Below are 24296 nucleotides of genomic sequence, written 5' to 3'. Positions count from 1 at the left end.
ATATGAAAGACTTCACAGTGCTTAAGATATTAGATAAATTTCAATCATTATATAAAAAATCAGGTGTCAACTATAAGACTATGAGAATGATATTGCAGATAAAACTAACCATGGATGGTCGTAGAGTAAGTACTGTTATGGGAAATAATAAAAAGGCAGATGAGAGTAATGATAAGAATAATTATATATACTTATTGCTCTTCAATGTATTTTTAAGTCTTTTTATTGGATTAATAATGACAAAAGATATGCCAGCTATAATATCTACAAATATTGTAATAGGTATAAATCTATTTATGATGATTTCACTTATGATATCTGATTTTTCAGCAGTACTTCTAGATGTAAAAGAGAAAAATATATTATTACCAAGGCCTATCGATAGTAAGACATTTAATGCAGCAAAGACTACTCATATATGTATATATTTAATGGGGTTATCACTGTCACTAAATTTGATTCCGCTAGCTATTGGTACATTTAAATATGGAGTGTTATTTTTTTTGTTATTTGCCCTAGAAAACATACTTATAGTACTAATAGTTATAGCTTTAACGGCATTATTATATACTTTAGTTTTAAAGTTTTTTGATGGAGAAAAACTAAAAGATATAATAAACTATTTTCAAATATTATTAGCCTTTATAGTTGCCATCGGGTATCAGCTAGGTGCTAGAGTTTTTAATGCTACAAATATGAATATTGAATATGCACCTAAATTTTATCATGCACTACTTCCGTCAATGTGGTTCGCATCACCATTTGGAATATACATCGATGGAAATAAACAACCTTTTTTAATATTTTTATGTACCCTTGCAATAATAGGGCCTGTTATATTAATGACACTTTATATAAAACGAGTAGTACCTTATTTTGAAAATAATCTTCAGAAATTAAATGAAAATGGAGGATCTATAAATAAGCGAAGCACAACTAGGCAAGAATTTATAGCAGGACTCTTTTGTAAGGGTAAAATTGAAAAGAGTATATTTAAATTTACTCAAAACATGATATCCACAGAAAGAAATTTAAAGCTTAAAGTGTATCCAACGCTTGCAATGGCATTATTTATGCCCGTGTTGTTTTTGTTTATGGGTATGGGTAATGGTGAATCCTTTATGGCTAATATTCAAACATCATATGATGGTAAAATTCATTTGTTAATGTATATCACTATATTCATACTATGCTTTTCTACAGCGTTTATAAGTAATAGTGATAATTATAAAGGGGCCTTTATATACAAGGTATTACCAATAGGAAATCCTGGGGTAATACTAAAAGGGGCATTAAAAGGGGCCATGTTTAAATTAACAATACCGATATATATTTTAGAGGCTATAGTGTTCATGATTCTTAAAGGACCCTCAATAGTTATTGACTTAATAGTAATATTTTTAGTTTTTTTAATATCATCATTAGTTTATTTTAAAGTATCAGATAAGGCAATGCCCTTTAGTGTTAAATTTGCAACAGCAGATAGTGGTAAGCTTATAATCCCATCCATAGTGACGATGTTGCTGCTTTGCGGATTTGCTGGAATACATATAATTATTAGAAATAATATTATATTTGCTGCTGTTTATGCGATGGTGCTTTTAATAGTTAACGTAATTCTTTGGAGAATTAGTTTTAAGCAAAACTGGAAGGATATAGAGAGGTAAAGAGTTTTCTAATTGCACACACACAGAGCTATGACAACAATATTTTACACCTATTTCTCCATTTAATTTTAGTAGGAAAAACTAATAAATCCCATTAATTTATTAAAGGGATTTATGCTATAATTATATAAAGGCAAGGATCGTTTATAGGATGCCACTTGCCACTTTGGTGGCACTAGATATAACAAGGAAGTGAATATAATGTTTGATAGAGAAATGCACGTTCCATTATACATACAACTTAAGGAAGAACTAACTAGCAAGATTAAAGAAGGTACCTGGGAGATAGACTCGCAGATACCTACAGAAATAAAACTTATGGAGGATTACAAGGTTGGTAGGGCCACTGTAAGGCAGGCTGTATCACTACTTGAAAATCAGGGATATTTATATAAGAAACAGGGAATAGGGACTTTTGTAGGTAGAGTGCAGCCATCACTGGGATTTGAACCGCTTATAAGTTTAGCATTTTCATTAAAGGCCCGAGGTATAAATCAAAAAAATATTATTATGGATAGTAGAACCATAATTCCAGATAAAAAACTTTTGAGTACTATGAAGTGGAAAGAAGGGAAAGACTGTTATTATATGAAAAGGATAAGGTATGCAGAAGGTATACCTATTGCTGTGGAGCATTCTTATTTTAAAGATGAATATAAAGAGGCGCTTAATAAATATGATCTTAGTGGATCTGTAGCAAAAATTATAATTGAGGATTTAAAGCTTAATATTGTAAAGGTAAATCAGATTATTGAACTTAAAGCACCAACAAAACAGGAAATTGAAGAGCTTAAGCTAGAAAAAAATATAAATCTTTTGAATATGCAAAGATGGATTTATATTGATGGTTTAGAAGAACCGTTTTTCTATTTGAATTTTATTGTTCCAGAAAATGTTTATTCTTTTCCTATAGAAAATTTATAGAAATAGGTTGCAAAATATTCAAAATATTCATATAATAATAATTAGAACAAGAGGTTCGGACGTCCTAATGTTAAGGAGTGATTATTTTGAGTAATAGTTTACATCGACTTGAAAATGAGATAAGAAAGAAAGTATCTATAGATGTGTCTCTTCGTGAATGGCATTCTTCTATTGTGCTAGAAGGTATAGTTTCAACTTGGGATGAATTAATTACTGCAGGGAAAATGTGTACAAAGCAAGGATATAAAGGTGTAGTAAACAGACTTATGGTTAAAGATTTAGAAATTCCAGGAATGAAAAAACCTAAGCGTTGTGATAAATTTCTTCAAGATAAAAAATTTGATGTACTTATAATTGGGGGGGGGATTACAGGCTGTGCCATAGCAAGAGAACTTTCTAAATGGAAACTGTCAATTTTACTTGTAGACAAGGAAGAGGATGTGGCAATGCATGCTTCTTCTAGAAATGATGGAATGATACATCCAGGTATTGAGAGCAAAATAGGGTCTAAAAGAGCTATATTTAATGTTAAAGGAAATGAAATGTATACTAGAATTTCTGAGGAATTGAATGTATCCGTTATCAGATGTGGCTCTAATATTCTTTATGATAATAAGTGGTTAAATATGGCGAGACCGGTGTTAAATATACGAGCCAAAAAAATGGGCGTTAAAGGTGTAACTTTTTTGTCAGCGGAAGAAGTACTTAAAAGAGAACCCAACATTGCAGTGCCAATAGTTGGAGCTATACATTTTGATACAACAGGAGTAACATCTCCCTATAAGATGACAGTGGCCTATGCTGAAAACGCAGTGGAGAATGGTGCTGAAATTTCACTTAATACTGTGATACTTTCAATAAAAAAGAGTAATGAAAAGATTATAAGTGTAGAGACAAATAGGGGAACTGTATATCCTAAAGTAGTTATTAATGCTACGGGTGTGTTTGCAGATAAAATTGCAGATATGGTAGATGATCAATTTTTTTCTATTCACCCAAGAAAAGGAGAAATAATTTTTCTTGATAAAAAAAAGGGAAGACTTATTAACGGAGTTATAGCAAAGCCAAGCCTAGCATTGTCAAAGGGAAATACCAAGGGTGGAGGAATAGTAAAAACGGTGGATGGAAATGTGTTAATTGGACCGGATGCCTACGAGCAACCATTTACTGAAGATTTTACAACTAACATGAATAATATAAATGCACTAATGAAAAAGCATTTTCCTATAATAAAAGGTTTTAGTCCAGCAGATGTAATTACCTATTGTGCAGGCATAAGGGCTGCTACTTATGAAGAGGATTTTGTTATAGAAAGGTCTGATTATGTAGAAAATCTAGTTTATGCAGCAGGTATTCAATCCCCAGGTTTTGCCTCCGCACCAGCCATAGCTGAGGAAGTGGAAAAGATAACTTGCAAAGTACTATCCGAGGTTATGGAAGTTAAGGCAAAAGAAAAATGGAATCCTAGGAGAAAAGGTATCCCTGATTTAAGTAATATGGACTATGAAACCAGAAGTAAAATAATCAAAGAAAATCCTTCCTATGGTGAAATTGTTTGTAGATGTGAGGGGACAAGTAAGGGTGAAATAATTGATGCAATTAATTCTTTAGTACCAGTATATACTGTAGATGGAATTAAGAGAAGAGTAAGGGCAGGTATGGGAAGATGCCAAGGGGGTTTTTGCCTTCCAACTGTTATGAATATATTGTGCGAACAAACAGGTTTACCTATGACGGCTATAACAAAAAAAGGAAATAACTCAAATATATTAGTAGAAGAAACAAAAAACAGTGCTGAATATGAGGTGAATAAAAATGAAGAAATATGATGTTATAGTTTTGGGTGGTGGTCCTGCTGGCCTTTCGGCTGCCATAGCATCTGCTAATAAGGGCATGAACACTCTAATAATTGAAAGAGAAAAAAGACTAGGAGGAATATTAAAACAGTGCATACACGATGGCTTTGGACTAGTTACATTTAAAGAAAAATTAACTGGCCCAGAATATGCAGAAAGATTTATAAAATTAGTTACGGAAATGAATATTCCGATTTTAATGAATACCTTTGTGATTAAAGTAGAAAAAACAGATTCTGGTTTTGAACTTACTATGGTAAATTCAAAAAACGGCATAGAAAAAATATGGACTAAATCATTAATCCTTGCTAGTGGATGTAGGGAAAGAACTGCTAAACAGGTCTTTATAAATGGTACAAGACCTGCAGGAATATTAACAGCTGGAACTGCTCAACATTTAGTTAATATTGAAGGATATTTACCTTGCAAGAATTGTGTGATTTTAGGCAGTGGGGATATTGGTCTTATAATGGCAAGAAGGCTTACCTTAGAAGGTGCAAAGGTATTGGGAGTTTATGAGGCAAAGAGTACTCCGTCTGGACTTTCAAGAAATATTGCTCAATGTTTAAAAGACTTTAGTATACCACTCCATCTTTCAACTACTATAACTAGGATACTTGGAGATGAAAGGGTTGAGGCTGTAGAAATAGCTAGGGTAGATGATAACATGCAACCTATAAAAGGTACAGAGAAAATTATAGAATGTGATGGAGTAATACTTTCAGTTGGCTTAATACCAGAAAATGAAATAGCAGAAATGCTAGGAATTAAATTTGATAATGCAACAAAAGGTCCTGTGGTAGACCAGAATTTCATGACTACCGTGGAAGGTGTGTTTTCTTGTGGAAATGCACTGCATGTAAACGATTTAGCGGATTACGTTTCTGAAAGCGGCAAATTAGCTGGAGAAAATGCTGGCGAATATGCTAAAGCTACTCCTTCTCGTAAATTTATAGATGTAAAAATGCAAAGTGATTTTTTATATGTAGTGCCTCAATTAATTGATATAAGCTCTAAGAATAAAAGTGTGGTATTATATTTTAGAGTTAGGGATGTTAAAGATAACATGCTGGTTACAATTAAATTAGGAGACAATATTTTATTTTCAAAAAAATATATGAAGCTTAAACCACCGGAAATGGAAAGAGCTCATTTGGATTTAGAAGGCGATTTTGCAAGTGGAAAGGTAGAAATATTTATGGAAGGGTACTAAAGAGAGAGGGGGCAGCTAAATGGAAAATTTCACATGTATATTATGTCCGAACGGGTGTAGCATCACCGCTTTCAAAGTGGGGCAGGAATATGAGGTAAAAGGAAATAAATGCCCTAAGGGAAAGGAATTTGCAATAAACGAAATTACTGACCCTAGAAGGAGTGTGTGCTCAACAATGAAGACTATATTTGAAAAAGTACCAAGATTACCGGTGAGAACAAATGGAGAAGTGCCATTAGAAGATATTTTCAATGTAATGGAGGAGATAAACTCAAAATCTCTTGATAAACCAGTGCATGTGGGAGATGTGCTAATAGAAAATGTGAGTAATACAGGTGTAAATGTAATTGCTACTTCGGATTTGTACTATTTACTGGGGGAGGAAAAGGAATGAATGGTAATGGGGGATATATTCTAACTCTTGATTGCGGAACTCAAAGTGTACGCGCAATACTATTTGATGATAGTGGAAGCATAATTGGGAAAGAAAAGGTGGAATTTGAACCATATTTTTCTAAAGAGCCGGGATGGGCAGAACAAGATCCAGATGTTTTTTGGAATAATTGTTGCACTGCTTGTAAAACACTAAAAATCAAACAACCTAAAGACTGGGAAAAAATTATTGGAGTTACAGTTACAACTCAAAGAGATACCGGGGTTATAGTTGACAAACAAGGCACGCCACTAAGACCAGCAATAATATGGCTGGATCAAAGAATGGCAAAATGTGAAGAGCCTCTGGCATTTTATGATAATGCAATTTTTAAAACCATTAGAATGGATAAGACTATTGAGATGACAAGAAGAAAATCAAAATCCAATTGGATAATAGAAAATGAACCAGAAAAATGGGAAGCAGCACATAAATACCTTTTATTATCAGGTTATTTTATTTTTAAACTTACTGGTAAATTTGTAGATTCTGTAGCTAGCCAGATTGGTCATGTACCCTTTGACTATAAAAACCAATGTTGGCCAAAGTCTAAAATAAGTTACAGGTGGAAAATGTTTGGAATAGAAAGGGAAAAACTATATGATTTAGTCCAGCCTGGAGAAATAATTTCGGGGGTTACAGCGTGTACAGCTGAGGCTACGGGAATAAAAGAAGGTATCCCAGTTATAGCAGCAGGTTCAGATAAAGGTTGCGAAACACTGGGAGTAGGGTGCCTAGATCCTTCTACTGCCAGCATGAGTTTTGGAACTACTGCCACAGTTCAGATTACTTCAAAGTCATATATGGAACCGCTTCAGTTTATGCCACCTTACCCTGCGTCTATACCGGGATATTACAATCCTGAGGTGGAAATATTTAGAGGATATTGGATGATAAGTTGGTTTAAAAAAGAGTTTTGTGCAAGAGAAGTGGTAGAGGCTAAAGAAAGGGGAATATCTCCTGAGAGTATACTTAATGAAAAATTAAATGATATTCCTCCAGGATCTCAAGGACTTATACTTCAACCTTTCTGGGGACCGGGGCTGAAGATGCTAGAGGCTAAAGGTTCACTTATTGGGTTTGGGGATGTACATACTAGAGCTCATATTTATAGAGCAATAATAGAAGGAATAAATTATGCTTTAATTGATGGACTGGAAAAGATAGAGAAGAAATCTAAAGTAAAAGTAAAAACAGTAATAGTTTCTGGTGGAGGTTCTCAAAGTGATGCTATATGTCAGATAACCGCTGATATGTTTAATAGACCTGTGCTTCGCGGACAAACCTATGAAACATCTGGGCTAGGCGCAGCAATTAATGGATTTGTGGGGCTGAAAATATTCGAAAGTTATGAAGAAGCGGTAAGCAATATGGTTCATTATACTAGTACATTTGAACCGGATAGTAAGAACACAGAAATATACAGAAAACTATATAAAAAAGTGTATTGTAAAATATATCCAAAGTTAGAAAGTTTGTTTAAGGAAATAAAAAAAATTACTAACTATCCTAGTATATAAAATAGGTTTGAGGGGGAATAAATTATGAGCAAAAAATACACAGGATTTACACCAGATTGGTACGAGGGAACGGCCCCAAAGAAATCCTACAGGTCTATTTTAAGGTGGGGGGATCCGAAAGAATTTAAACATCCCAATTGGAGACTTTACGAACTAATGAAAAGTACATTCAATATGACAGATGATGATTTTAGACTAAAAGAGAAAATGGGACTAGAAGAAGTTTCATATAATTTGCCTATTACACTTACAAGTGCTCAAATAGATTCATTTAAGGAAATGGTAGGGAAGGAAAATGTGCTGGAAGATGAGTATTCAAGACTTCAAGTTGCATATGGAAAGACAATGATTGACCTTATGAGGTTAAGGGAAGGAATTGCTGAAAATGTGCCGGACATAGTAATTCATCCAAGGGATAGTGAAGATATAAAAAAAATAGTTAAATATTGTAATAATGAAAAGATAAATATCTATGTGTATGGTGGTGGATCCTCAGTAACTAGAGGAGTAGAGTGTACAAAGTCTGGAATTACTCTTGATATGAGAGTACATATGAATAAAGTGATAAAATTTAACGAAGTAAATCAAACAATAACTGTAGAGGCTGGTATGTCTGGTCCTAAATTAGAAGAGACATTAAATAATGCAAAGCAACTATTTAATGCAAAAAGGGCATATACTTGTGGACATTTTCCTCAATCCTTTGAATTTTCGGTGGTAGGTGGATGGGTGGTTACAAGGGGAGCTGGTCAAAATTCCACATACTTTGGGAAGATAGAAGATATGGTTATTTGCCAGGAATATGTTACCCCAGCAGGAATAATTAAAACTGAAGAATATCCAGCAAATGCAACAGGTCCATCCATTGATCAAATAATGATGGGTAGTGAAGGAGCATTTGGAATTTTAGTGTCTGCAACACTTAAAATATTTAGATATATGCCTGAAAATCAAAGAAAGTTTTCTTATATGTTTAAAAATTGGCAAGATGGCATGGATGCTGCCAGAGAAATAATGCAAGGTCAGTTTGGTTTTCCATCTGTATTTAGACTCTCAGACCCAGAGGAAACAGATGTGGCTATGAAACTTTACGGAGTAGAAGGCACACCTATTGAAAAGATTATGGAAATGAAAGGCTTTAAAAGAGGAGAAAAGTGTATGTTCCTTGGATTTACTGATGGAGAAAAAGCCTTTACAAAAGTTGTTAAAAAAAGTGTTCACAAAATATGTAAAAAATATGGTGCCATGTATACTACTAAATATGTAACGGAAGGATGGGAAAAAGGAAGATTTAGAGACCCATACATGAGAGAGGACCTTCAAGACTATGGAATAATGACAGATACGCTAGAATGCAGTGTGACCTGGGATACTATGAAAGAAGTTCACGAAGGAGTAAGGAAGTATTGTAAGAGTAGACCAAGTACCATATGCATGACCCATATGTCGCATGTTTATCCACAAGGAGCAAACTTGTATTTTATATTCATAGCAAAAATTAATAATATAAATGAATATCTAGATTATCAATATGGGATATTAGACAACATACAAAAATATGGAGCAGCCATGAGTCATCATCATGGTATTGGCAAGATGACAGCACCTTGGCTGGAGGATCAAATTGGAAAAAATCAAATGGAAGTGTATAGAGCACTTAAGAATCATTTTGACCCTAACAATATAATGAATCCTGGTGGAACTATTGGAATTGACTTGCCTTGCGATAAAAAGAGGGTACCTGGCACTAGGATAAAGTAGTAACTTATGAAATTATGTTTATGAAACGCCGTACTTAACGTACGGTTTTTTTATGCCTATAAAGTGGTGGGTGGTAGCGAAAAAGGAAATTATATTTTTTGGTATTTCCTCTTGAATTATCTTATATTTTATCATAATATGTATAAATTTGAAGGATATTTGCAATGTCTGTAGAATATAGTGAGAGATTGCATAAGCAGGATATCCAACAAGGGGGAGAGTAAATTATGAAGATAAATTCTAACATTAAGTTAAGAGGTAAAATTCTAGGTATATTTATTTCTATTTTAGTATTATTGAGTACACTTGTATTAATAACTGTTTATACAGAAATGAGATCCCTGGCCTTTAAAGATATTGAAAGTCAATTAAATTCCACCAGTAATGTAGGCTACTCTTTATTGTCACAAAAATATCCAGGAGAGTGGAAGGTACAAGGAGGCATTCTGTATAAAGGAGATAAAGTGATAAATGAGGACACGGATTTTGTAGATACAGTTAAAAAAAATACGGGTAATCTTGCCACAATATTTTTAGGGGATACAAGAATATCAACTAATGTTCTACAAACAGATGGTACAAGAGCCCTAGGAACTAAGGTCTCTGATCAAGTAGCAACTATAGTTTTAAATAGTGGACAAGAGTATATTGGTGAAGCTACAATACTTAATGGTTTATATCAAGCGAAATATGTTCCAATAAAAGACGCCAAGGATAAAGTAATTGGAATTTGGTTTGTAGGTGTTGCTAAGGCAAGTATTAATAATACTATTATTAATTTAATGTTGAAAATTATAGTCATAAATATTGCAGTTTTGATATTATCAATTATTCTTGTAGTTGTGTTTGTAAATTCATTAAAGAAAAATATAAGTATAATTTCTACGTCCTTAAATTCAGTAGCAAAGGGTAACTTAGATGGGGAGTGTATAGTAAAATCTAAGGATGAATTTGGTGAAATTGCTGAGTATGTTAACTCTATGATTTTAAATCTAAAAGAAATTGTACAAAAGATTCAGGGTAGTTCTAAAATGGTAGACTCTTCGTCTAATAATTTATTGGGTATTTCTAATGAAATGAGCTCTGTATCAGAAAATATAGCAAATTCAATTCAAGAGGTTGCAAGTGGAACGGGTACGCAAGCTAGTGATATGATGAACATTACTTCCTTGTTAAATAGTTTTGGAAGCGAAATAAATTTAATTGCGCAGAAAATTAGCAATGTAAATGAGTCTTCTAGTTGTATAAATACTATGGCGAGTGAAAGCAATGAAGGGATGGAAACTTTAATTAATTCAATTAAAAAGGTTAGTGAGGCTTTTGAAGATTTTAACACTAGATTTAATGCCTTAGGTATTAATTTAAACAAGGTTAATGAGATAACTGCTTTAATAAATGATATCTCAGACCAAACAAATTTATTAGCTTTGAATGCAGCTATAGAAGCGTCTAGAGCTGGTGAAGCTGGAAGAGGGTTTTCTATTGTAGCTGATGAAATTAGAAAATTAGCAGAAAAATCAAAGGAATCATCTCAGCGTATAAATGGACTTATTAATGCTATTTCTATTGAAAATAAGGTTATTATTAGCTCTACTGATTTAATGAAATCAGAAATAAGTAATCAAGTTACAGTTATTAACTGCGCAACTGATTCTTTCAGAGGAATACTAGGGGCAGTGAGTGAAGTGATTCCTAAAATTGTGGAGGTCAACGACTCTATTTTAATTATAAATAAAGACAAAAATATTATAATTGATAAAATAGAATCAAGCTCTTCCATTGCAGAAGAAATATCTGCTTCTTCACAGCAAATTGCAGCAGCATCAGAACAGTTAAATGCTTCAGCAGAAGAGGTTTCTGCTACTGCACATATATTAAATTCTATGACTAAAGAAATACTTGATATAGGTAATAAATTCAAGTTATAAATAGTGCAGACTGTGGGTCTGTATAAAAAACGTAATAATTACTGAATATGGAATTGAGATCCAGCTTTTGGAGATTGTAGCTGCCGCATAAACAGCTGATAATTAAAAATTCGGGAAATACTAAAGATGTTGGAAGCGGAGGCCATGTGTTACAATAAGGAGAAACTTGCGAAAAGGGGACAAAATTATGACTAATATATTTCATGTTTTAATATATTTATTTCTTTTTTTTATATTTTGGATTCTAATTGAGGCTCAAGTTTATAGAGTTAGGCGGATTAGAGTTGTGAATAGTAAGATACCAAAAGCTTTTAAAAAACTTAAAATAATTTTTATATCAGATATTCACTATGGAAAATTTTTTAGGGCAAAACGGTTAATAAGTGTAGTCAATAGAATTAATAAACTACAGGCAGATATTATAATAATAGGTGGAGATTATTTAGATATTTCGGTAAAAAGCAAGAGGGACGTAAGTGTGTATTTAGAAGAAGAATTTGAAATATTAAGAAAACTGAAAGCTGAGTTAGGTATTTATACTGTTCTAGGGAATCACGATTATTATAATAGGAAGGATGCTCTATTAGATGAAATTAACTCAAGTTCCTTTGAGCTACTTAAAAATACAAAGAAATTCATTAATATGGGGGAAGATAATATAGAACTAGTAGGAGTAGATGATTTATTTGAAGGAAAGCCAAAAGTTAGCATTCTTAAAGAAAATAGTAATAATTTCACTATTGCTATATGCCACAATCCAGATTTTTTCAGTGATTATAAAAACCTGATTAATTATGATTTAGGGCTATCAGGACATACTCATGGAGGTCAAATGAATTTTTTTGGATTATATGCACCATATACATCTTCAAAATATGGTCAAAAGTATTTAAAGAAGATAGTTCATGAGGAAAATAGAGATATAGTATTAACCCGTGGAATAGGTAATGGAATGCTACCCATAAGATTTTTTGCTATGCCAGAAATTTTAGAAATTAATTTAGAATAATGATGGAAGGATTATTATGCCGTTTTAACAAATATCCTCCCGTAATGTAAGCATTGGTTTTAATAAAAAAATATGAGTATATTTTCGTAAGGGTTACAACCATTTTTTCTTTTTAAAATATAAAATTTGGCATAAAGAACTAAAAATCATTACAAATATAATAACAAAATAACTGTATTTAGCGCGTAGTTCCGGCATATTTTCAAAATTCATACCATAAATTCCTGTTATAATTGTGAGTGGCATCATAATTGTAGTGATTATAGTTAAAACCTTCATTATTTTGTTCATGGAATTAGATAATTGCGAGGAATAAAGCTCTAAACAAGATGTAACCATTTCATGGTCAGATTCAATTAAATCATATATACGAAGTATATGGTCATATATATCTGAAAAATATAATCTATATTTCTCAGTTATAATATCATCGTGTCTTAAAAGAGTGTTTAATACTTCCCGCAAAGGAGAAATAACTCGTCGCAGCTTTATAACACTTTTTTTTACTCTCATAATATTATTAAGCGTATTTTGAACAGGATTGTTCATGGTTTCTTCTTCTAAAATGTTAATTCTTTCTTCAAGGTTATCTGTTATAATAAATAATTGGTCTATTGCTTCATCAAGAATATGATATAAAACAAAATCACTTCCACTAGAAACAATGTCTAAACCTTTGTCTATTTCATTAATAATTTTCTTTACTGATTTATTTTCTCCATAATGTATTGTTATAATATAATTGGAGCTAAGGTATACGTAAATGTTATTATAAGAAAACGTATTATTTGGATGACTATCTGATGTGGTAATAATTAAAAAATGATAATCCTTATAGTCATTTATTTTACTACGCTTAGTCTTACGGACGCAGTCGTCTATAGTAAGATGATGAAAATTAAATTTATGTTTTAAAAATTTAAAATCACTATCAGTTGGATTATTAATATTAAGCCAAAACACTTCTTTTGTATTTGATGGTTTATTAGCAAAAGCTTTTTCTATGGCGTTAAATTCATGAACTTCATTATTAATATAAGTAATCAATAAAATCACTCCCTTTATGTCTTTCCATATCCATTTCATGTACATAGACTTTTAACTAGCTTAATCTATATATTATAACATTATAATTTTAAAAATTCAGATATTTATGGGCATTTTTAGAAATGATAGGCTAAATGTAAGAACATAAATAGAGCACAGTATCACATTGTGTCTATAAAATCTAACTTTATATCAGAATGAGATAAATGTGGCTGAATTAATAATGTGAGTTTGTATTTTAGAGCAAATTAAGAGTATAATGTATACATATCAGTATAATTTAGATATAATATAAGAAAATTTACTGAAAAATATAAATTAATTGGAGGTACATACATATGCTAAAACAAACATTAAAAGACGATATTATTAAGTATATGAAGAGTAAGGATAAGGTAAGACTAACTGCTTTAAGAACTTTAATGGCTGAGGTTAAATATAAGGAAATGGATTTAAAGAAAGAACTTGAAGACAATGAGCTAATCGGAATTATTGAGAAAACAATTAAACAATTAAATGAAACTCTTAGCTATGCGAAGCAAGCTAATAAGGAAGAAATTATAGCTGAAACAGAGATTGCTATTGAAATGTTCACAATTTATATGCCAAAGCAATTTACTGACGAGCAAGCAAAGGCAATTGTCATTGAAGTTATTGCAGAAAATGGATTTAAAGGAAAAGGTGATATGGGTAAGGTTATGAAGGCTGTTATGCCAAAGTTAAAGGGAAAGTATGATAGCAAGAAGATAAATCCTCTTGTGATTGAGTTATTGGCTTGAATTTATTAAGCAAGGACGTGACTTTGAAAACTTAAAAGGACGTTTAGGCTTATAATGAAAGGTGGCAAAGTAAATGAGCACTTCAGTAAATCTATCAAAAGAACAGACAATATCAAAGGTGAATTTAAGTAAAAACACGCTAAAGGTGTGTTTAGAAAAGAAAAAATTAACAGGTGAAAAGGCAAGGGTCGCATTTATCATAGATACATCTGGAAGTATGACTAATTATTTTAGAACAGGGCGAGCTCAAAGCATTATAGAAAGAATACTTCCGCTAGCATTAGAGTTTGATGATAACGGGGAACTTGATATGTTTCAATTTTCTAATAAAGTAGGAAAGTTAATGCCTGTAACCTTAAACGGTATATATAAGTATGTTGATACCCAAGTAATGCCCTATTTCTTTGGCAAAGCTACATATTATGAACCACCACTTAAGGCTGTATATGACAAATATGTTGTTAGTGACCCTTCAAAAGATTATCCCACTTATGTTATATTTCTAACGGATGGGGATAATTTTGATCATAAACAAACAGAAAATATTATAAAGAAGCTATCCCATGAAAACATATTTATTCAGTTTATAGGTATAGGAAATGAGAAGTTTAAGTTCCTTAAAAAGTTAGACACACTTTCCGGAAGATTCATTGATAACGCCAACTTTTTCAGTGTGGATGACATTGACAAAATCAGCGATGAAGAGTTATATAAGCAACTAATGAATGAATATCCAGAATGGTTAATGAAAGTTAGAGCCAAGGGGCTTATTTCTAGTTTCACCCCGCCAGTAACACCAACACCTAAACTCAATAATACTGCTACTGTAAATGTAACAAGTAGTAATATTAGCAACTTAAATACAGCAAATTCAAAGACTATAAAAAAGGGCCAAAAAATGAGTTTGAATCAGAGTATATCTAATCTATCAAAACTGCTTATAGCTATAGATTGGGATATAAATAGTACTGCGAACCAACCTGTGGATATTGATACATCAATATTTATGATGGACAATAATAAAAAAACTGAGGAAAGCAATTTTATATTTTATAACAATCCCAAAAGTTCCGATGGAGGTATTGCACTTAAAGCTGACCATGGAACAAGTCTTATTAATGCATTTAAAAATGTAGTACAGGTTGATTTAAATAGTGTACCTAATCATATACAAACTTTAGCTTTCACTATCACAATAGATGAAGCCGAAGAAAGAAGTCAAGATTTAAGATTGCTCCAAAACGGACAACTAAGAGTCATTGATGCACAAACAATGTCCGAAGTTTTTACGTACAAATTCTCCGAAGGTCTAAGTACAGAAAATGCACTGGTAATAGCTGAAATCTATAGATATAAAAGTGAGTGGAAAATAAGCCCAGAGGGAAGTGGCTTTAATGGAGGATTACAGGCTCTTTGTGATAATTATGGCATAACAACCTGTTAAAAAATTTAAAGCAAGGTGTATTTCCATTTTGATGGTGATGCTTTATTAGTTGAATAATACAACATTTCTAGCAGTGTTGGGGCCATTATCTTACAAACAGAGTTTTTGAAGGATTTAAAGGTTATATAAGCTTTAGGGCAAATTGATATTTTTTGAATGTTATGGTATATTGTTAATGGAACATTGTTGATGCAAAATTAGTGTATCGTACATAATGATGTTTTGTATTTGGAGGATAATTAATGAAAATCGGAACAGTGAAATGGTTTAACACAGAAAAAGGATTTGGATTTATTGAAATTGAAGGTGAGAAAGATATATTCGTTCATACATCTGCAATTCAAGATTCAAGAAAAAGCCTTGAAGAAGGCCAAAAAGTTCAATTCGAAACAGAAGAAGGACCTAAGGGACTTCAAGCAATAGAGGTTTCAGCAATATAAACAATGTTTATAGTAAGAAAGACCACCTTTTATAAGGTGGTCTTTCTACGCTCTGGTAGCTTCTTTCTTCATATACTATATCTATACATAAATGGGTAACTCTTTTTTTAGCGAGAGTTTTTATATGGAAGAAAGAATCAGGCTATTAGCTTAAAAAGACATTATTGAGGAATAATAATAATAATAATATAGGTGAAATGGTAGATTAATTATAAACTAGGAGGTATAAATTTATTGGATAAGTTAAGTTTTCAGCGTAAAGAAATAGAAGAAGTTTATGGTAAAATAAGCCCGTTTGAACTTAAAGACAAATTAATCAATCTTGCGGAAGAATCAAAGAAAAGTGGTACACACACACTTCTGGATGCAGGTAGAGGAAATCCTAATTGGATTGCAGCGTCGCCAAGAGAAGCATTTTTCACTTTTGGTCAATTTGCTATTGAAGAAAGTCGCAGGGTATGGAGTAAATACGATTTAGCGGGAATGCCGAGGAAAGAAGGAATTACAGAGCATTTTATAGATTTTACAAAAAAACATCAAGATGCTCCAGGGATTGAACTTCTTTGTAAAATCATTGATTACGGTATAATAGTCAAAAAATTCAATTCAGATGATTGGATTTACGAATTGGTAGATGGAATTATTGGCGATAATTATCCGAACCCAGATAGAATGTTAGTACATGTTGAAAGTGTAGTAAACGACTATCTTGTTCAGGAGTTATGTTACAATGAGTTACTTCCAGGGAAGTTTAAAACATTTGCAGTAGAAGGTGCTACGGCCGCGATGTGCTATATTTTTGATACATTGATTGCAAACAATATATTGTCAAAGGGAGATAAAATAGCACTTATGGCACCAATTTTTACACCTTATCTTGAAATACCTCATTTACCACGCTATAATTTTGAAGTCGTTGAAGTCTTGGCTGACGAAATAACTGAAGATGGTAGACATACATGGCAATATTCTTCTAAAGAAATTGAAAAAATAAATGATTCAAGCATAAAGGCATTATTTATAGTTAATCCAAGTAATCCAGGTTCTGTTGCAATGAAACCCAAAACTGTTAATCAGTTAAAAAACATTGTAGAGAATGTTAATCCAGATTTAATGATTATTTCAGATGATGTATATGGTACTTTTGTAGATGAGTTTCGTTCATTAATGGCAGATTTGCCATACAATACAATTGGAGTGTATTCTTATTCAAAATATTTTGGAGTAACGGGCTGGCGTCTTGGTACTATTTCACTTTATGAAGACAATGTATTTGATAAATTATTAAGGCATCAAGATGAAGATAAAAAGGTAAGGGCAAGAATACGCTACAGCGGAATATCTACGGAGCCTGATAATATTGCTTTTATCGATAGAATAGTAGCGGATAGCCGTCAGGTAGCACTTAATCATACTGCAGGATTATCAACACCACAACAAGTACAAATGGCATTTTTTTCACTGTTTGCTATAATTGATAAAGAAAATAGATATAAACAATTAACAAAAGATATTTGTCGTAATCGCAAAAAACTTTTACTGGATGGATTAGGATTAGATTTACAGGAAGATCCCTTCGATGCGTCTTATTATACTCAATTTGATTTACTAGAGTGGGCAGGGCGAAAATATAATGCAGAATTTATGCAATATTTACAAGCAAATTATAAACCAGTAGACATTCTTATACGTCTAGCAGAGCAATCTTCTATAGTTTTATTAGGCAGTAGTGGATTCCATGGTCCAGAGTGGGCTATTAGAATATCACTTGCAAATCTTAATGATGAATCTTATTCTAAAATTGGCAAAATTCTACATAAAGTTTTGGAAGACTATGCAAAAGAATGGAATGAATCTAAACAAGTTAAATAAACCCAATGAATAAAAAATGCCTTTTTAAAAATACTAATTGTAGATATGCAAAGTAGAAATACGAATTATTATAATATGCTTTGAATATCTTAAGAATAATTATTGGGAGGCAGTAAAATGACCAAAAGAATATTAGTACCAGGAGCAGTGGGAAAACTTGAAAAATTTAAGATGGAAGTAGCAGAAGATATGGGACTAGGTAACATTGAAAGCAAAAGTGAATATATGGGCGATGTTCCCAGTGAAATTGTAAGTAAGATAAAGAATTCAGGTAATGTTGGTGGAGAGATGGTAAGAAGAATGGTAGAAGCAGCAGAAAAAAATATGGTGGATAGTAACAAGTAAAAAACATAATAAAATTTGAAAATATAAGCAGAGACAACCCTCTGCTTATATTTTTATTAAGGTTTATCCTACTAGTAAATTTTTTCTATAATTACTTCGTAATTACCCTCTGGAGCTAAAACAATACAGGTATCTCCAAGGGATTTTTTATATATTGCCATGCCTAGTGGAGATTCGATACTTATATTCATTAACTCTGGGTTGGTCTCTACTGTAGATACCAGGCATACTTTCTCGATGTCATCTGTATCAAGAAATTTAATATCAGCCTCGCCACCAAGACCTAAATGGTCATCATTACTGTAGTCTTCTACTACGGTACAGCTCCTAAGCAATTCTTGAATCTTAATTACTCTATCATTATTGGTAGCTTCATCATCTTTAGCTGCATCATATTCTGCATTCTCACTTAAATCTCCGTGACCCTTTGCTTCTTTAATTGCTGCGGTTATTTCTTTTCTTTTTTCCCCGGTGCGAAGTTCTAATTCTTCTTCTAATTTTGCGACTCCGCTAGGTGTTAATATTGTATTTTTCATAATTTGTCACTCCTAACAATTTTATCCTATATAATTTATTCTCTATATTTAAATATATTAGCTATATTAAATTAAGTTAAATGTAGAGAAGACAATAAAGAATTATTATATCATATTTTTGGTGAAAATATTTAATGAAATCTTAAAAATTCAATAATTTAATAATAATAAAAACATATGTTATACTAGAAAGTAGATATAGTAATGGTGAAAATTTCATACTCATGCATTTTATATTTATATTTATATTTTGATATGGAGGACATTTTTTATGAATCAAACAAAAGCACTAGGAACAGAAAGTATAGGAAAACTACTTTTTAAGTTTTCTATACCTGCAGTAACCGGAATGATTGTCAATGCACTATATAACATTGTAGATAGAATTTATATAGGTCATATTAAGGGTGTAGGATCAAATGCCCTATCAGGACTTGCTATAACTTTTCCAATATCAGTTATTATAATGGCCTTTGGCATGCTTGTTGGAATAGGTGCTAGTGCAGTTATATCAATAAGACTAGGAGAAAAAAACAAAAAAGCTGCAGACGATATTTTGGGAAATGCAGTGATACTAATAACAATAATATCATTAGTAATTAGTTTAATTGGAGTTTTGTTTTTAAACAAACTTTTAATCTTATTCGGAGCAAGTGGAAATAACATTCCCTATGCAAAGGCATATATACAAATCATACTTATGGGAGCGGTTTTTCAAAATATAGGATTTGGTATAAATAATATAATTAGAGCCGAAGGCAATCCAAAAATGGCAATGCTAACAATGGTATTTGGTGCAATTATTAATATTATATTAGATCCAATATTAATATTCGGTTTTAATATGGGAATTGAGGGTGCTGCAATAGCAACTATAATATCTCAAGCTTTTAATACTCTATGGGTACTTAAATATTTTACTTCTAAAAATAGTGGAAGTGTACTTAAAATAAAGAAAGTTAATTTAAAGCTTCATAGACATATTGTAAAGGATATTTTTGCTATTGGCATGGCACCTTTTTCTATGCAAATTGCATCAAGTCTTGTAATTATTTTATATAATAAAGGTCTTTATGCTTATGGAGGGGATCCTGCAATAGCTGCAATGGGAATATTAAATAGTATATCGATGCTAATTTTTATGCCTATATTTGGTATAAGTCAAGGGATTCAACCTATAATAGGATATAATTATGGGGCTAAATCCTATTCAAGAGTTTTAAAGGTTTTAAAGTATGCAATAATGGCAGGGACTTGTATTGCTACAATTGGATTTGTAAGTGTACAACTATTTGCAAGGCCTCTTATTGGTGTGTTTGTAGGTAATAATCCTGAACTAATAAATATGGGGGCACGTGGACTTAGAATTGACTTGATATTTTTACCTATTTTAGGTTTTCAAATTTTAGGAGCAAGCTATTTTCAAGCAATAAATGAGGCGAAAACCTCAATGATTTTAAGTATTTTAAGACAAGTCATAGTTCTAATTCCTCTTATTCTTATACTTCCATTATTTTTCGAATTGGATGGACTATGGCTTTCACAACCTTGTGCAGATTTGATTGCTACGGCATTAACAGCATTTTTCTTATACAGAAGTATTACTAATCTTAAATATAAAAAATAAGAGAATAGAGCTTGTCTGCCATCTAATAAGTTCTGTTCTCTTATGCTACTTAATGCCACCCACGTGACACTTGCCATGTGGGTGGCACCTATTTTCTAATACCGTAACCCCCATATATAGTTTTAGTATCAATTAGGGAAATTACAGCATTAATATTGGAATTTGTTATTAATTTTATTACTTTAGATTTTCTTTTTCTTTTAACATGTAATACAAGTATTTTCTTAGCTTCTTTTAGCCCTTCTGCGTCCATAATAGTAACACCTATATTCTCTGATCTCAAAATTTTGGCTAATGTTAGGCCATCTTTTTCAGATACTATTGCATTTATGGTTATTAGTCCTAGTGCTAGTTTTTCTTCTAAAATGCAACCAATATAATTTCCGAAAGCAAATCCTAACGCATATGCTACCATTTTAAATGGTTCCTGATTTATTCCAATAAGTACTGTGGTAATTAAATATAACCATATAATTACTTCGAAAAAGCCTATAATAGAACCGAAAAACTTTTCACCTCTAGTTATAAGTACTGTTCTAACCGTGGCTAAGGAAACCTCAATTATTTTAGCTAAAAAAATGAGGATGTAAATAAACATATGCAGCGCTCCCCTATTAAAATATTTATAGCTTGTAACTGTTCTATTATATTCTATAATTTGATTGATGAAAAGGGTTTTATTAACACATATTGTCGAAAGTAAATATATATTTATGCTAATAACCATAATTGTAAAAATTGCATGACAAACAGATAAATAACAAGATATTAAGTACCTTATAAATGAAAACTCTTAATGCTTGATTTGCTACTAAGCATTTAATGTAATAAAATGAAATAGAAAATAAAAGCAAAAAATAATTTAAATGGAGGGGTAAAAATGAAAATAATGGTAATTACTTCAAGTCCTAACAATGATGGTTTAACAGCTGCCTGTGGTGAAGAGGCAAAAATAGGAGTAGAAATGGCTTCTGCTAATGCATCAACAATAAATCTCAACACATTAAATATGTCCGCCTGTCATGCTTGCGGAAATGGATGGGGTACATGTCATGATGAGCATATCTGTCAGGTGGAGGATGATTTTCAAAAGTTACACGAGGAAATAGCGAAAGCAGACGGGTACATAGTAATTACACCTGTTTATTGGCATGATATGAGCGAATCACTAAAGGTATTTATTGATAGACTTCGAAGATGTGAAGGATTAAATAATGAGAAAAGTAATTTAGCTGGTAAACCTTTTATATGTGTCGCTGCTCCAGGAGGATCTGGAAATGGCTGTATTTCTTGTCTTGCTTCCTTTGAGAGGTTTGTAGATCATATTAAGGGTGTAAAATATGATTTTATAGGAGTAACCAGAAGAAACAGAGATTACAAGTTAACAACTATAAGAGAAGCTGCAAAAAGCATGGTAAATAGCTTAAAGCTATAAAAAACAAGGAGGCAGATTGCCTCCTTGACTGTTGTTAAGGGGCTATTCAATTGTTTTATCTAATGGACAGTGAAAGTAATAAATTATTTATTATATAAATCTGGATTTTCAAATTTATTTCCAAGGATATATCCCAAAGAGACGTCAATAATACTGCGACTTGAAGAGCCTTCTAGCTCTTCAAGCTGAAAATTCGTTATAGTATCATTCCAAACCACATTGTAAACAGTAGATGAAATTTTAATATAATCTCCTTCATATACATCGATTCCAGTTTTATCAGATAAGAATACCCATTGAAGCAATTCGTATTCTTCGATGGGCCTCCAAGTCACACCAGGGAGTTTAAGAGCAGAAGGAAGGAAGCTTTTTGCATCAAAAGTCATGCCTTGTAGTTTATGCATTTTCTGTCTATAATTATCCCAAGCTTTAAATTTTAATTGTTTCAATTTAAGTTACCACCTTTTCTATTTATAATTATATTTATTGTTTTGTCCAATTAGAAATGTCATTTATAAATTAAATGTTCAATATCACAACAAAAAGTAACTAATATTTTTCTGAATAATGCATTAATATATATTTATCTAATCTTTGACTTAATTTTAATACATCCTTATGATTTAACCCTTTTAGTGAGATAAGCGTTTCTAATTCTGATCTAAGTTTTTCTGTAGCAAGTATAACATTACCCAATAATATTATTCCTTTCTGAATTGTTATAATTTCCATAATTACAAATTATACTATAAGCACAATAAAATCTGTTATAGTATAATATATTGATTTTTATGCAACCACTAGATCCATAAAGTTTACATGAAAATAGGAAACTAATCTCCATTTATAAATACGTTAATATATTGAGATTTAAGGGGGAAAAAGAAAAATATATTAAATAATAAAATAGAGTGGTGGTTTATGAAAATTATAAGCCCTATCATATGTAAGGTTTAAGCAAAATTGTAATGTTTACCTAGGCTGATGTTTTAAGAAACTTTCAAAATATGGTATAATGTAAAAAGGCAAAGGGGGATGTAATATGGATTATGTTTATGAACAATTAATAACTACATATAAAACAGGTTTTTACAAAATAATAAATGGTGCAATGTTTGTATTTGCAATTGTGGGATTAGTATCCTTTACAACAAATTTAATTTTGATGGTAATATTACTAGGTATGGCCGCAACCTGTTTTTTTTACAAGCAAAAATTATTTGTAGAGTATGAGTATCAATTTATAAAAGGAGAAATCCATATAGAGAAGATAATAGAAATGAAAAAAAGAAGAAGATTGTTTTCTCTTAATATAAGAGAGGTGGGACTACTAGCACCAGAAGGTAGTGCTGCTGTTAAAGATTATCCTAACAAGCCTAATACCATAGTAAAGTGTTATCCTCCTACAGCAAAGGGAAAAGTATATGTTGCAATGGTTACAGAAGGAAACAATAAAATGCAATTGAGATTTGTGCCAGATGAGAGGTTTTTAGACTTGTGTTATAAAACTAATCCAAGGGCAGTAAAAAAGTAATATGGAGAGACACGAAGTAGAACGCATAAGTGAAATATACTTTTAAAGGAGTAGGCATTATGGTTGATTTAAAAAGCATGAGTAAGAAGAAGAAAGCTGAATATATCTGGGAGTACTATAAACTTCATATTATAGGAGTTTTAGCTATTATACTTATATTAGCTTCAATTATCCATGGGCAAATTACAAGAGTAGATTATGTGTTTGATCTTACTTTGATTGGGAATAATGTAGATGAGACTAAGAAAAGTGATGTAGAAAAACAACTCACAAATATTGTTATAAAAGATGGAGAGCAAAAAAAACAGGCTATTATAGATATTATTCCAATTGAAGGTTCAAGCAAGGAAGACGCTACAATGTCAAACGTAAGCACACAAAAGTTTATCGCTAAGATATCTGTTGGCGAAATTGATGTTGTAATTTTAGATAAGGGCATGGCACAGGTTTATGCTAAACAAGATATGTTTTCAAGATTGGATAATATAAGAGAGTTAGATTTGTCAGCTATAAAAAATGAAAAGATTGAAGCCGTTGGAAGTGATAATATTAAGGCTGTATATGCTATAAATGCAGTGGATGTTAAAATATTTAAAGATATTGGATTTGACACAGAAAATATGGTTATTAGTATTATTAGTTCATCTAAACAAAAGGATAAGGCGGTAATGGTATTCAAATGGCTGCTAAATAAATAACAATTAGAATAGAATGGTAATAATATAAAAATTGTAATTTTATGAGTAAAATGATACAATGAATATAGAGTAAAGATAGTAAAATAATAGTTGTGGGTTATAAATAAACAATATAAATTCTGAAATGGGGTGAAGTCTGTGTTAACTTATAATAATAGTAGTTCTACGTTAGAGAAACATTTAAGAATATCTAACACAGGACTAGGTAAATTTACTCCAGTGAAAGTT

23 protein-coding genes are annotated in these 24296 nt (G+C 31.6%); 18 read left to right on the top strand and 5 right to left on the bottom strand.

What is annotated here, in order from left to right; translation table 11 throughout:
* Nucleotides 1-2: 2 nt before the first annotated feature.
* From ACREV6_RS04120 to ACREV6_RS04080, 9 genes are all read left to right on the top strand, one after another.
* Nucleotides 3-1667: a hypothetical protein gene (locus ACREV6_RS04120; protein WP_431576748.1), complete on the top strand. Its 1665-nt coding sequence runs from the start codon at nt 3-5 to the stop codon at nt 1665-1667.
* A 201-nt stretch (nt 1668-1868) separates the two neighbouring features.
* Entirely contained in the window at nt 1869-2591 is a 723-nt protein-coding gene (locus ACREV6_RS04115) for a GntR family transcriptional regulator (RefSeq protein ID WP_431576747.1), read from the top strand.
* 86 nt (nt 2592-2677) lie between these two features.
* Nucleotides 2678-4420 carry an NAD(P)/FAD-dependent oxidoreductase gene (locus ACREV6_RS04110; RefSeq protein ID WP_431576746.1) on the top strand — a complete coding sequence of 581 codons (1743 nt, stop codon included), beginning with the start codon at nt 2678-2680 and terminating at the stop codon, nt 4418-4420.
* Nucleotides 4407-5660, top strand: coding sequence for an NAD(P)/FAD-dependent oxidoreductase (locus tag ACREV6_RS04105; protein WP_431576745.1), 1254 nt, complete (start codon nt 4407-4409; stop codon nt 5658-5660). Before ACREV6_RS04110 ends, ACREV6_RS04105 begins: the two co-directional genes overlap by 14 nt.
* 19 nt (nt 5661-5679) lie before the next feature.
* Complete coding sequence (locus ACREV6_RS04100) at nt 5680-6054, top strand: DUF1667 domain-containing protein (RefSeq protein WP_431576744.1); 375 nt, start codon at nt 5680-5682, stop codon at nt 6052-6054.
* Nucleotides 6051-7613, top strand: a complete 1563-nt coding sequence (locus ACREV6_RS04095) for an FGGY-family carbohydrate kinase (RefSeq protein WP_431576743.1) — start codon at nt 6051-6053, stop codon at nt 7611-7613. Before ACREV6_RS04100 ends, ACREV6_RS04095 begins: the two co-directional genes overlap by 4 nt.
* A gap of 24 nt (nt 7614-7637) precedes the next feature.
* Entirely contained in the window at nt 7638-9374 is a 1737-nt protein-coding gene (locus tag ACREV6_RS04090) for an FAD-binding oxidoreductase (protein WP_431576742.1), read from the top strand.
* Nucleotides 9375-9601: 227 nt separating this feature from the next.
* Nucleotides 9602-11302 (top strand): methyl-accepting chemotaxis protein, encoded by a 1701-nt coding sequence (locus tag ACREV6_RS04085; protein WP_431576741.1) that lies wholly within the window; start codon nt 9602-9604, stop codon nt 11300-11302.
* 286 nt (nt 11303-11588) lie between these two features.
* On the top strand, nt 11589-12311 hold the full coding sequence (locus tag ACREV6_RS04080; protein ID WP_431576740.1) for a metallophosphoesterase: 723 nt from the start codon (nt 11589-11591) through the stop codon (nt 12309-12311).
* Nucleotides 12312-12404: 93 nt separating this feature from the next.
* Here ACREV6_RS04080 and corA read toward each other — a convergent pair whose 3' ends face one another.
* The gene (gene corA, locus ACREV6_RS04075) at nt 12405-13358 is read right to left on the bottom strand and encodes a magnesium/cobalt transporter CorA (protein WP_431576739.1); all 954 of its coding nucleotides are present in this window, start codon (nt 13356-13358) and stop codon (nt 12405-12407) included.
* A gap of 338 nt (nt 13359-13696) precedes the next feature.
* Between corA and ACREV6_RS04070 the strand changes: the two genes are divergently transcribed.
* From ACREV6_RS04070 to ACREV6_RS04050, 5 genes are all read left to right on the top strand, one after another.
* On the top strand, nt 13697-14137 hold the full coding sequence (locus ACREV6_RS04070) for a GatB/YqeY domain-containing protein (RefSeq protein WP_431576738.1): 441 nt from the start codon (nt 13697-13699) through the stop codon (nt 14135-14137).
* A gap of 73 nt (nt 14138-14210) precedes the next feature.
* Entirely contained in the window at nt 14211-15581 is a 1371-nt protein-coding gene (locus tag ACREV6_RS04065) for a VWA domain-containing protein (protein ID WP_431576737.1), read from the top strand.
* Nucleotides 15582-15823: 242 nt separating this feature from the next.
* Complete coding sequence (locus ACREV6_RS04060) at nt 15824-16021, top strand: cold-shock protein (RefSeq protein WP_216299793.1); 198 nt, start codon at nt 15824-15826, stop codon at nt 16019-16021.
* 234 nt (nt 16022-16255) lie between these two features.
* Complete coding sequence (aspD, locus tag ACREV6_RS04055; protein WP_431576736.1) at nt 16256-17893, top strand: aspartate 4-decarboxylase; 1638 nt, start codon at nt 16256-16258, stop codon at nt 17891-17893.
* A 117-nt stretch (nt 17894-18010) separates the two neighbouring features.
* Nucleotides 18011-18238 (top strand): alpha/beta-type small acid-soluble spore protein, encoded by a 228-nt coding sequence (locus ACREV6_RS04050; protein WP_431576735.1) that lies wholly within the window; start codon nt 18011-18013, stop codon nt 18236-18238.
* A gap of 71 nt (nt 18239-18309) precedes the next feature.
* Here the strand turns inward: ACREV6_RS04050 and greA are convergent, their stop codons facing one another.
* On the bottom strand, nt 18310-18774 hold the full coding sequence (gene greA / locus ACREV6_RS04045) for a transcription elongation factor GreA (protein WP_431576734.1): 465 nt from the start codon (nt 18772-18774) through the stop codon (nt 18310-18312).
* Between the two features lie 271 nt (nt 18775-19045).
* On the opposite strand from greA, the gene ACREV6_RS04040 reads away from it, so the two are divergent.
* Nucleotides 19046-20401 (top strand): MATE family efflux transporter, encoded by a 1356-nt coding sequence (locus ACREV6_RS04040; protein ID WP_431576733.1) that lies wholly within the window; start codon nt 19046-19048, stop codon nt 20399-20401.
* A gap of 88 nt (nt 20402-20489) precedes the next feature.
* On the opposite strand, the gene ACREV6_RS04035 is transcribed toward ACREV6_RS04040, so the two are convergent.
* The gene (locus ACREV6_RS04035; RefSeq protein ID WP_431576732.1) at nt 20490-20999 is read right to left on the bottom strand and encodes a DUF2179 domain-containing protein; all 510 of its coding nucleotides are present in this window, start codon (nt 20997-20999) and stop codon (nt 20490-20492) included.
* A gap of 282 nt (nt 21000-21281) precedes the next feature.
* Between ACREV6_RS04035 and ACREV6_RS04030 the strand changes: the two genes are divergently transcribed.
* Entirely contained in the window at nt 21282-21836 is a 555-nt protein-coding gene (locus ACREV6_RS04030) for a flavodoxin family protein (protein ID WP_431576731.1), read from the top strand.
* A gap of 83 nt (nt 21837-21919) precedes the next feature.
* On the opposite strand, the gene ACREV6_RS04025 is transcribed toward ACREV6_RS04030, so the two are convergent.
* Complete coding sequence (locus ACREV6_RS04025; RefSeq protein ID WP_431576730.1) at nt 21920-22285, bottom strand: YopX family protein; 366 nt, start codon at nt 22283-22285, stop codon at nt 21920-21922.
* 100 nt (nt 22286-22385) lie between these two features.
* A complete protein-coding gene (locus tag ACREV6_RS04020; RefSeq protein WP_431576729.1) occupies nt 22386-22568 on the bottom strand; it encodes an aspartyl-phosphate phosphatase Spo0E family protein in 183 nt (60 codons plus the stop codon).
* Between the two features lie 310 nt (nt 22569-22878).
* Here ACREV6_RS04020 and ACREV6_RS04015 point away from each other — a divergent pair, with 310 nt between their 5' ends.
* The gene (locus tag ACREV6_RS04015; RefSeq protein WP_431576728.1) at nt 22879-23370 is read left to right on the top strand and encodes a DUF6106 family protein; all 492 of its coding nucleotides are present in this window, start codon (nt 22879-22881) and stop codon (nt 23368-23370) included.
* 59 nt (nt 23371-23429) lie between these two features.
* A complete protein-coding gene (locus ACREV6_RS04010) occupies nt 23430-24068 on the top strand; it encodes a hypothetical protein (protein WP_431576727.1) in 639 nt (212 codons plus the stop codon).
* Nucleotides 24069-24296: the final 228 nt, after the last annotated feature.

The sequence above is a fragment of the Clostridium sp. genome, assembly GCF_050717515.1.
In the GTDB taxonomy this organism is placed as follows: Bacteria; Bacillota; Clostridia; order Clostridiales; family Clostridiaceae; genus Clostridium_AD.
This window is presented reverse-complemented; position numbering and strand designations above follow the sequence as displayed.

Bases quoted from the DNA above. Each gene is read 5' to 3' on its own strand.
- ACREV6_RS04015 (WP_431576728.1), top strand. From the start codon at position 22,879: ATGGATTATGTTTATGAACAATTAATAACTACATATAAAACAGGTTTT.
- ACREV6_RS04070 (WP_431576738.1), top strand. From the start codon at position 13,697: ATGCTAAAACAAACATTAAAAGACGATATTATTAAGTATATGAAGAGT.
- ACREV6_RS04065 (WP_431576737.1), top strand. From the start codon at position 14,211: ATGAGCACTTCAGTAAATCTATCAAAAGAACAGACAATATCAAAGGTG.
- ACREV6_RS04040 (WP_431576733.1), top strand. From the start codon at position 19,046: ATGAATCAAACAAAAGCACTAGGAACAGAAAGTATAGGAAAACTACTT.
- ACREV6_RS04020 (WP_431576729.1), bottom strand. From the start codon at position 22,568: ATGGAAATTATAACAATTCAGAAAGGAATAATATTATTGGGTAATGTT.
- ACREV6_RS04090 (WP_431576742.1), top strand. From the start codon at position 7,638: ATGAGCAAAAAATACACAGGATTTACACCAGATTGGTACGAGGGAACG.
- greA (WP_431576734.1), bottom strand. From the start codon at position 18,774: ATGAAAAATACAATATTAACACCTAGCGGAGTCGCAAAATTAGAAGAA.
- ACREV6_RS04085 (WP_431576741.1), top strand. From the start codon at position 9,602: ATGAAGATAAATTCTAACATTAAGTTAAGAGGTAAAATTCTAGGTATA.
- ACREV6_RS04120 (WP_431576748.1), top strand. From the start codon at position 3: ATGAAAGACTTCACAGTGCTTAAGATATTAGATAAATTTCAATCATTA.
- ACREV6_RS04115 (WP_431576747.1), top strand. From the start codon at position 1,869: ATGTTTGATAGAGAAATGCACGTTCCATTATACATACAACTTAAGGAA.
- ACREV6_RS04060 (WP_216299793.1), top strand. From the start codon at position 15,824: ATGAAAATCGGAACAGTGAAATGGTTTAACACAGAAAAAGGATTTGGA.
- ACREV6_RS04035 (WP_431576732.1), bottom strand. From the start codon at position 20,999: ATGTTTATTTACATCCTCATTTTTTTAGCTAAAATAATTGAGGTTTCC.
- ACREV6_RS04010 (WP_431576727.1), top strand. From the start codon at position 23,430: ATGGTTGATTTAAAAAGCATGAGTAAGAAGAAGAAAGCTGAATATATC.
- ACREV6_RS04100 (WP_431576744.1), top strand. From the start codon at position 5,680: ATGGAAAATTTCACATGTATATTATGTCCGAACGGGTGTAGCATCACC.
- ACREV6_RS04095 (WP_431576743.1), top strand. From the start codon at position 6,051: ATGAATGGTAATGGGGGATATATTCTAACTCTTGATTGCGGAACTCAA.
- ACREV6_RS04030 (WP_431576731.1), top strand. From the start codon at position 21,282: ATGAAAATAATGGTAATTACTTCAAGTCCTAACAATGATGGTTTAACA.
- ACREV6_RS04105 (WP_431576745.1), top strand. From the start codon at position 4,407: ATGAAGAAATATGATGTTATAGTTTTGGGTGGTGGTCCTGCTGGCCTT.
- ACREV6_RS04050 (WP_431576735.1), top strand. From the start codon at position 18,011: ATGACCAAAAGAATATTAGTACCAGGAGCAGTGGGAAAACTTGAAAAA.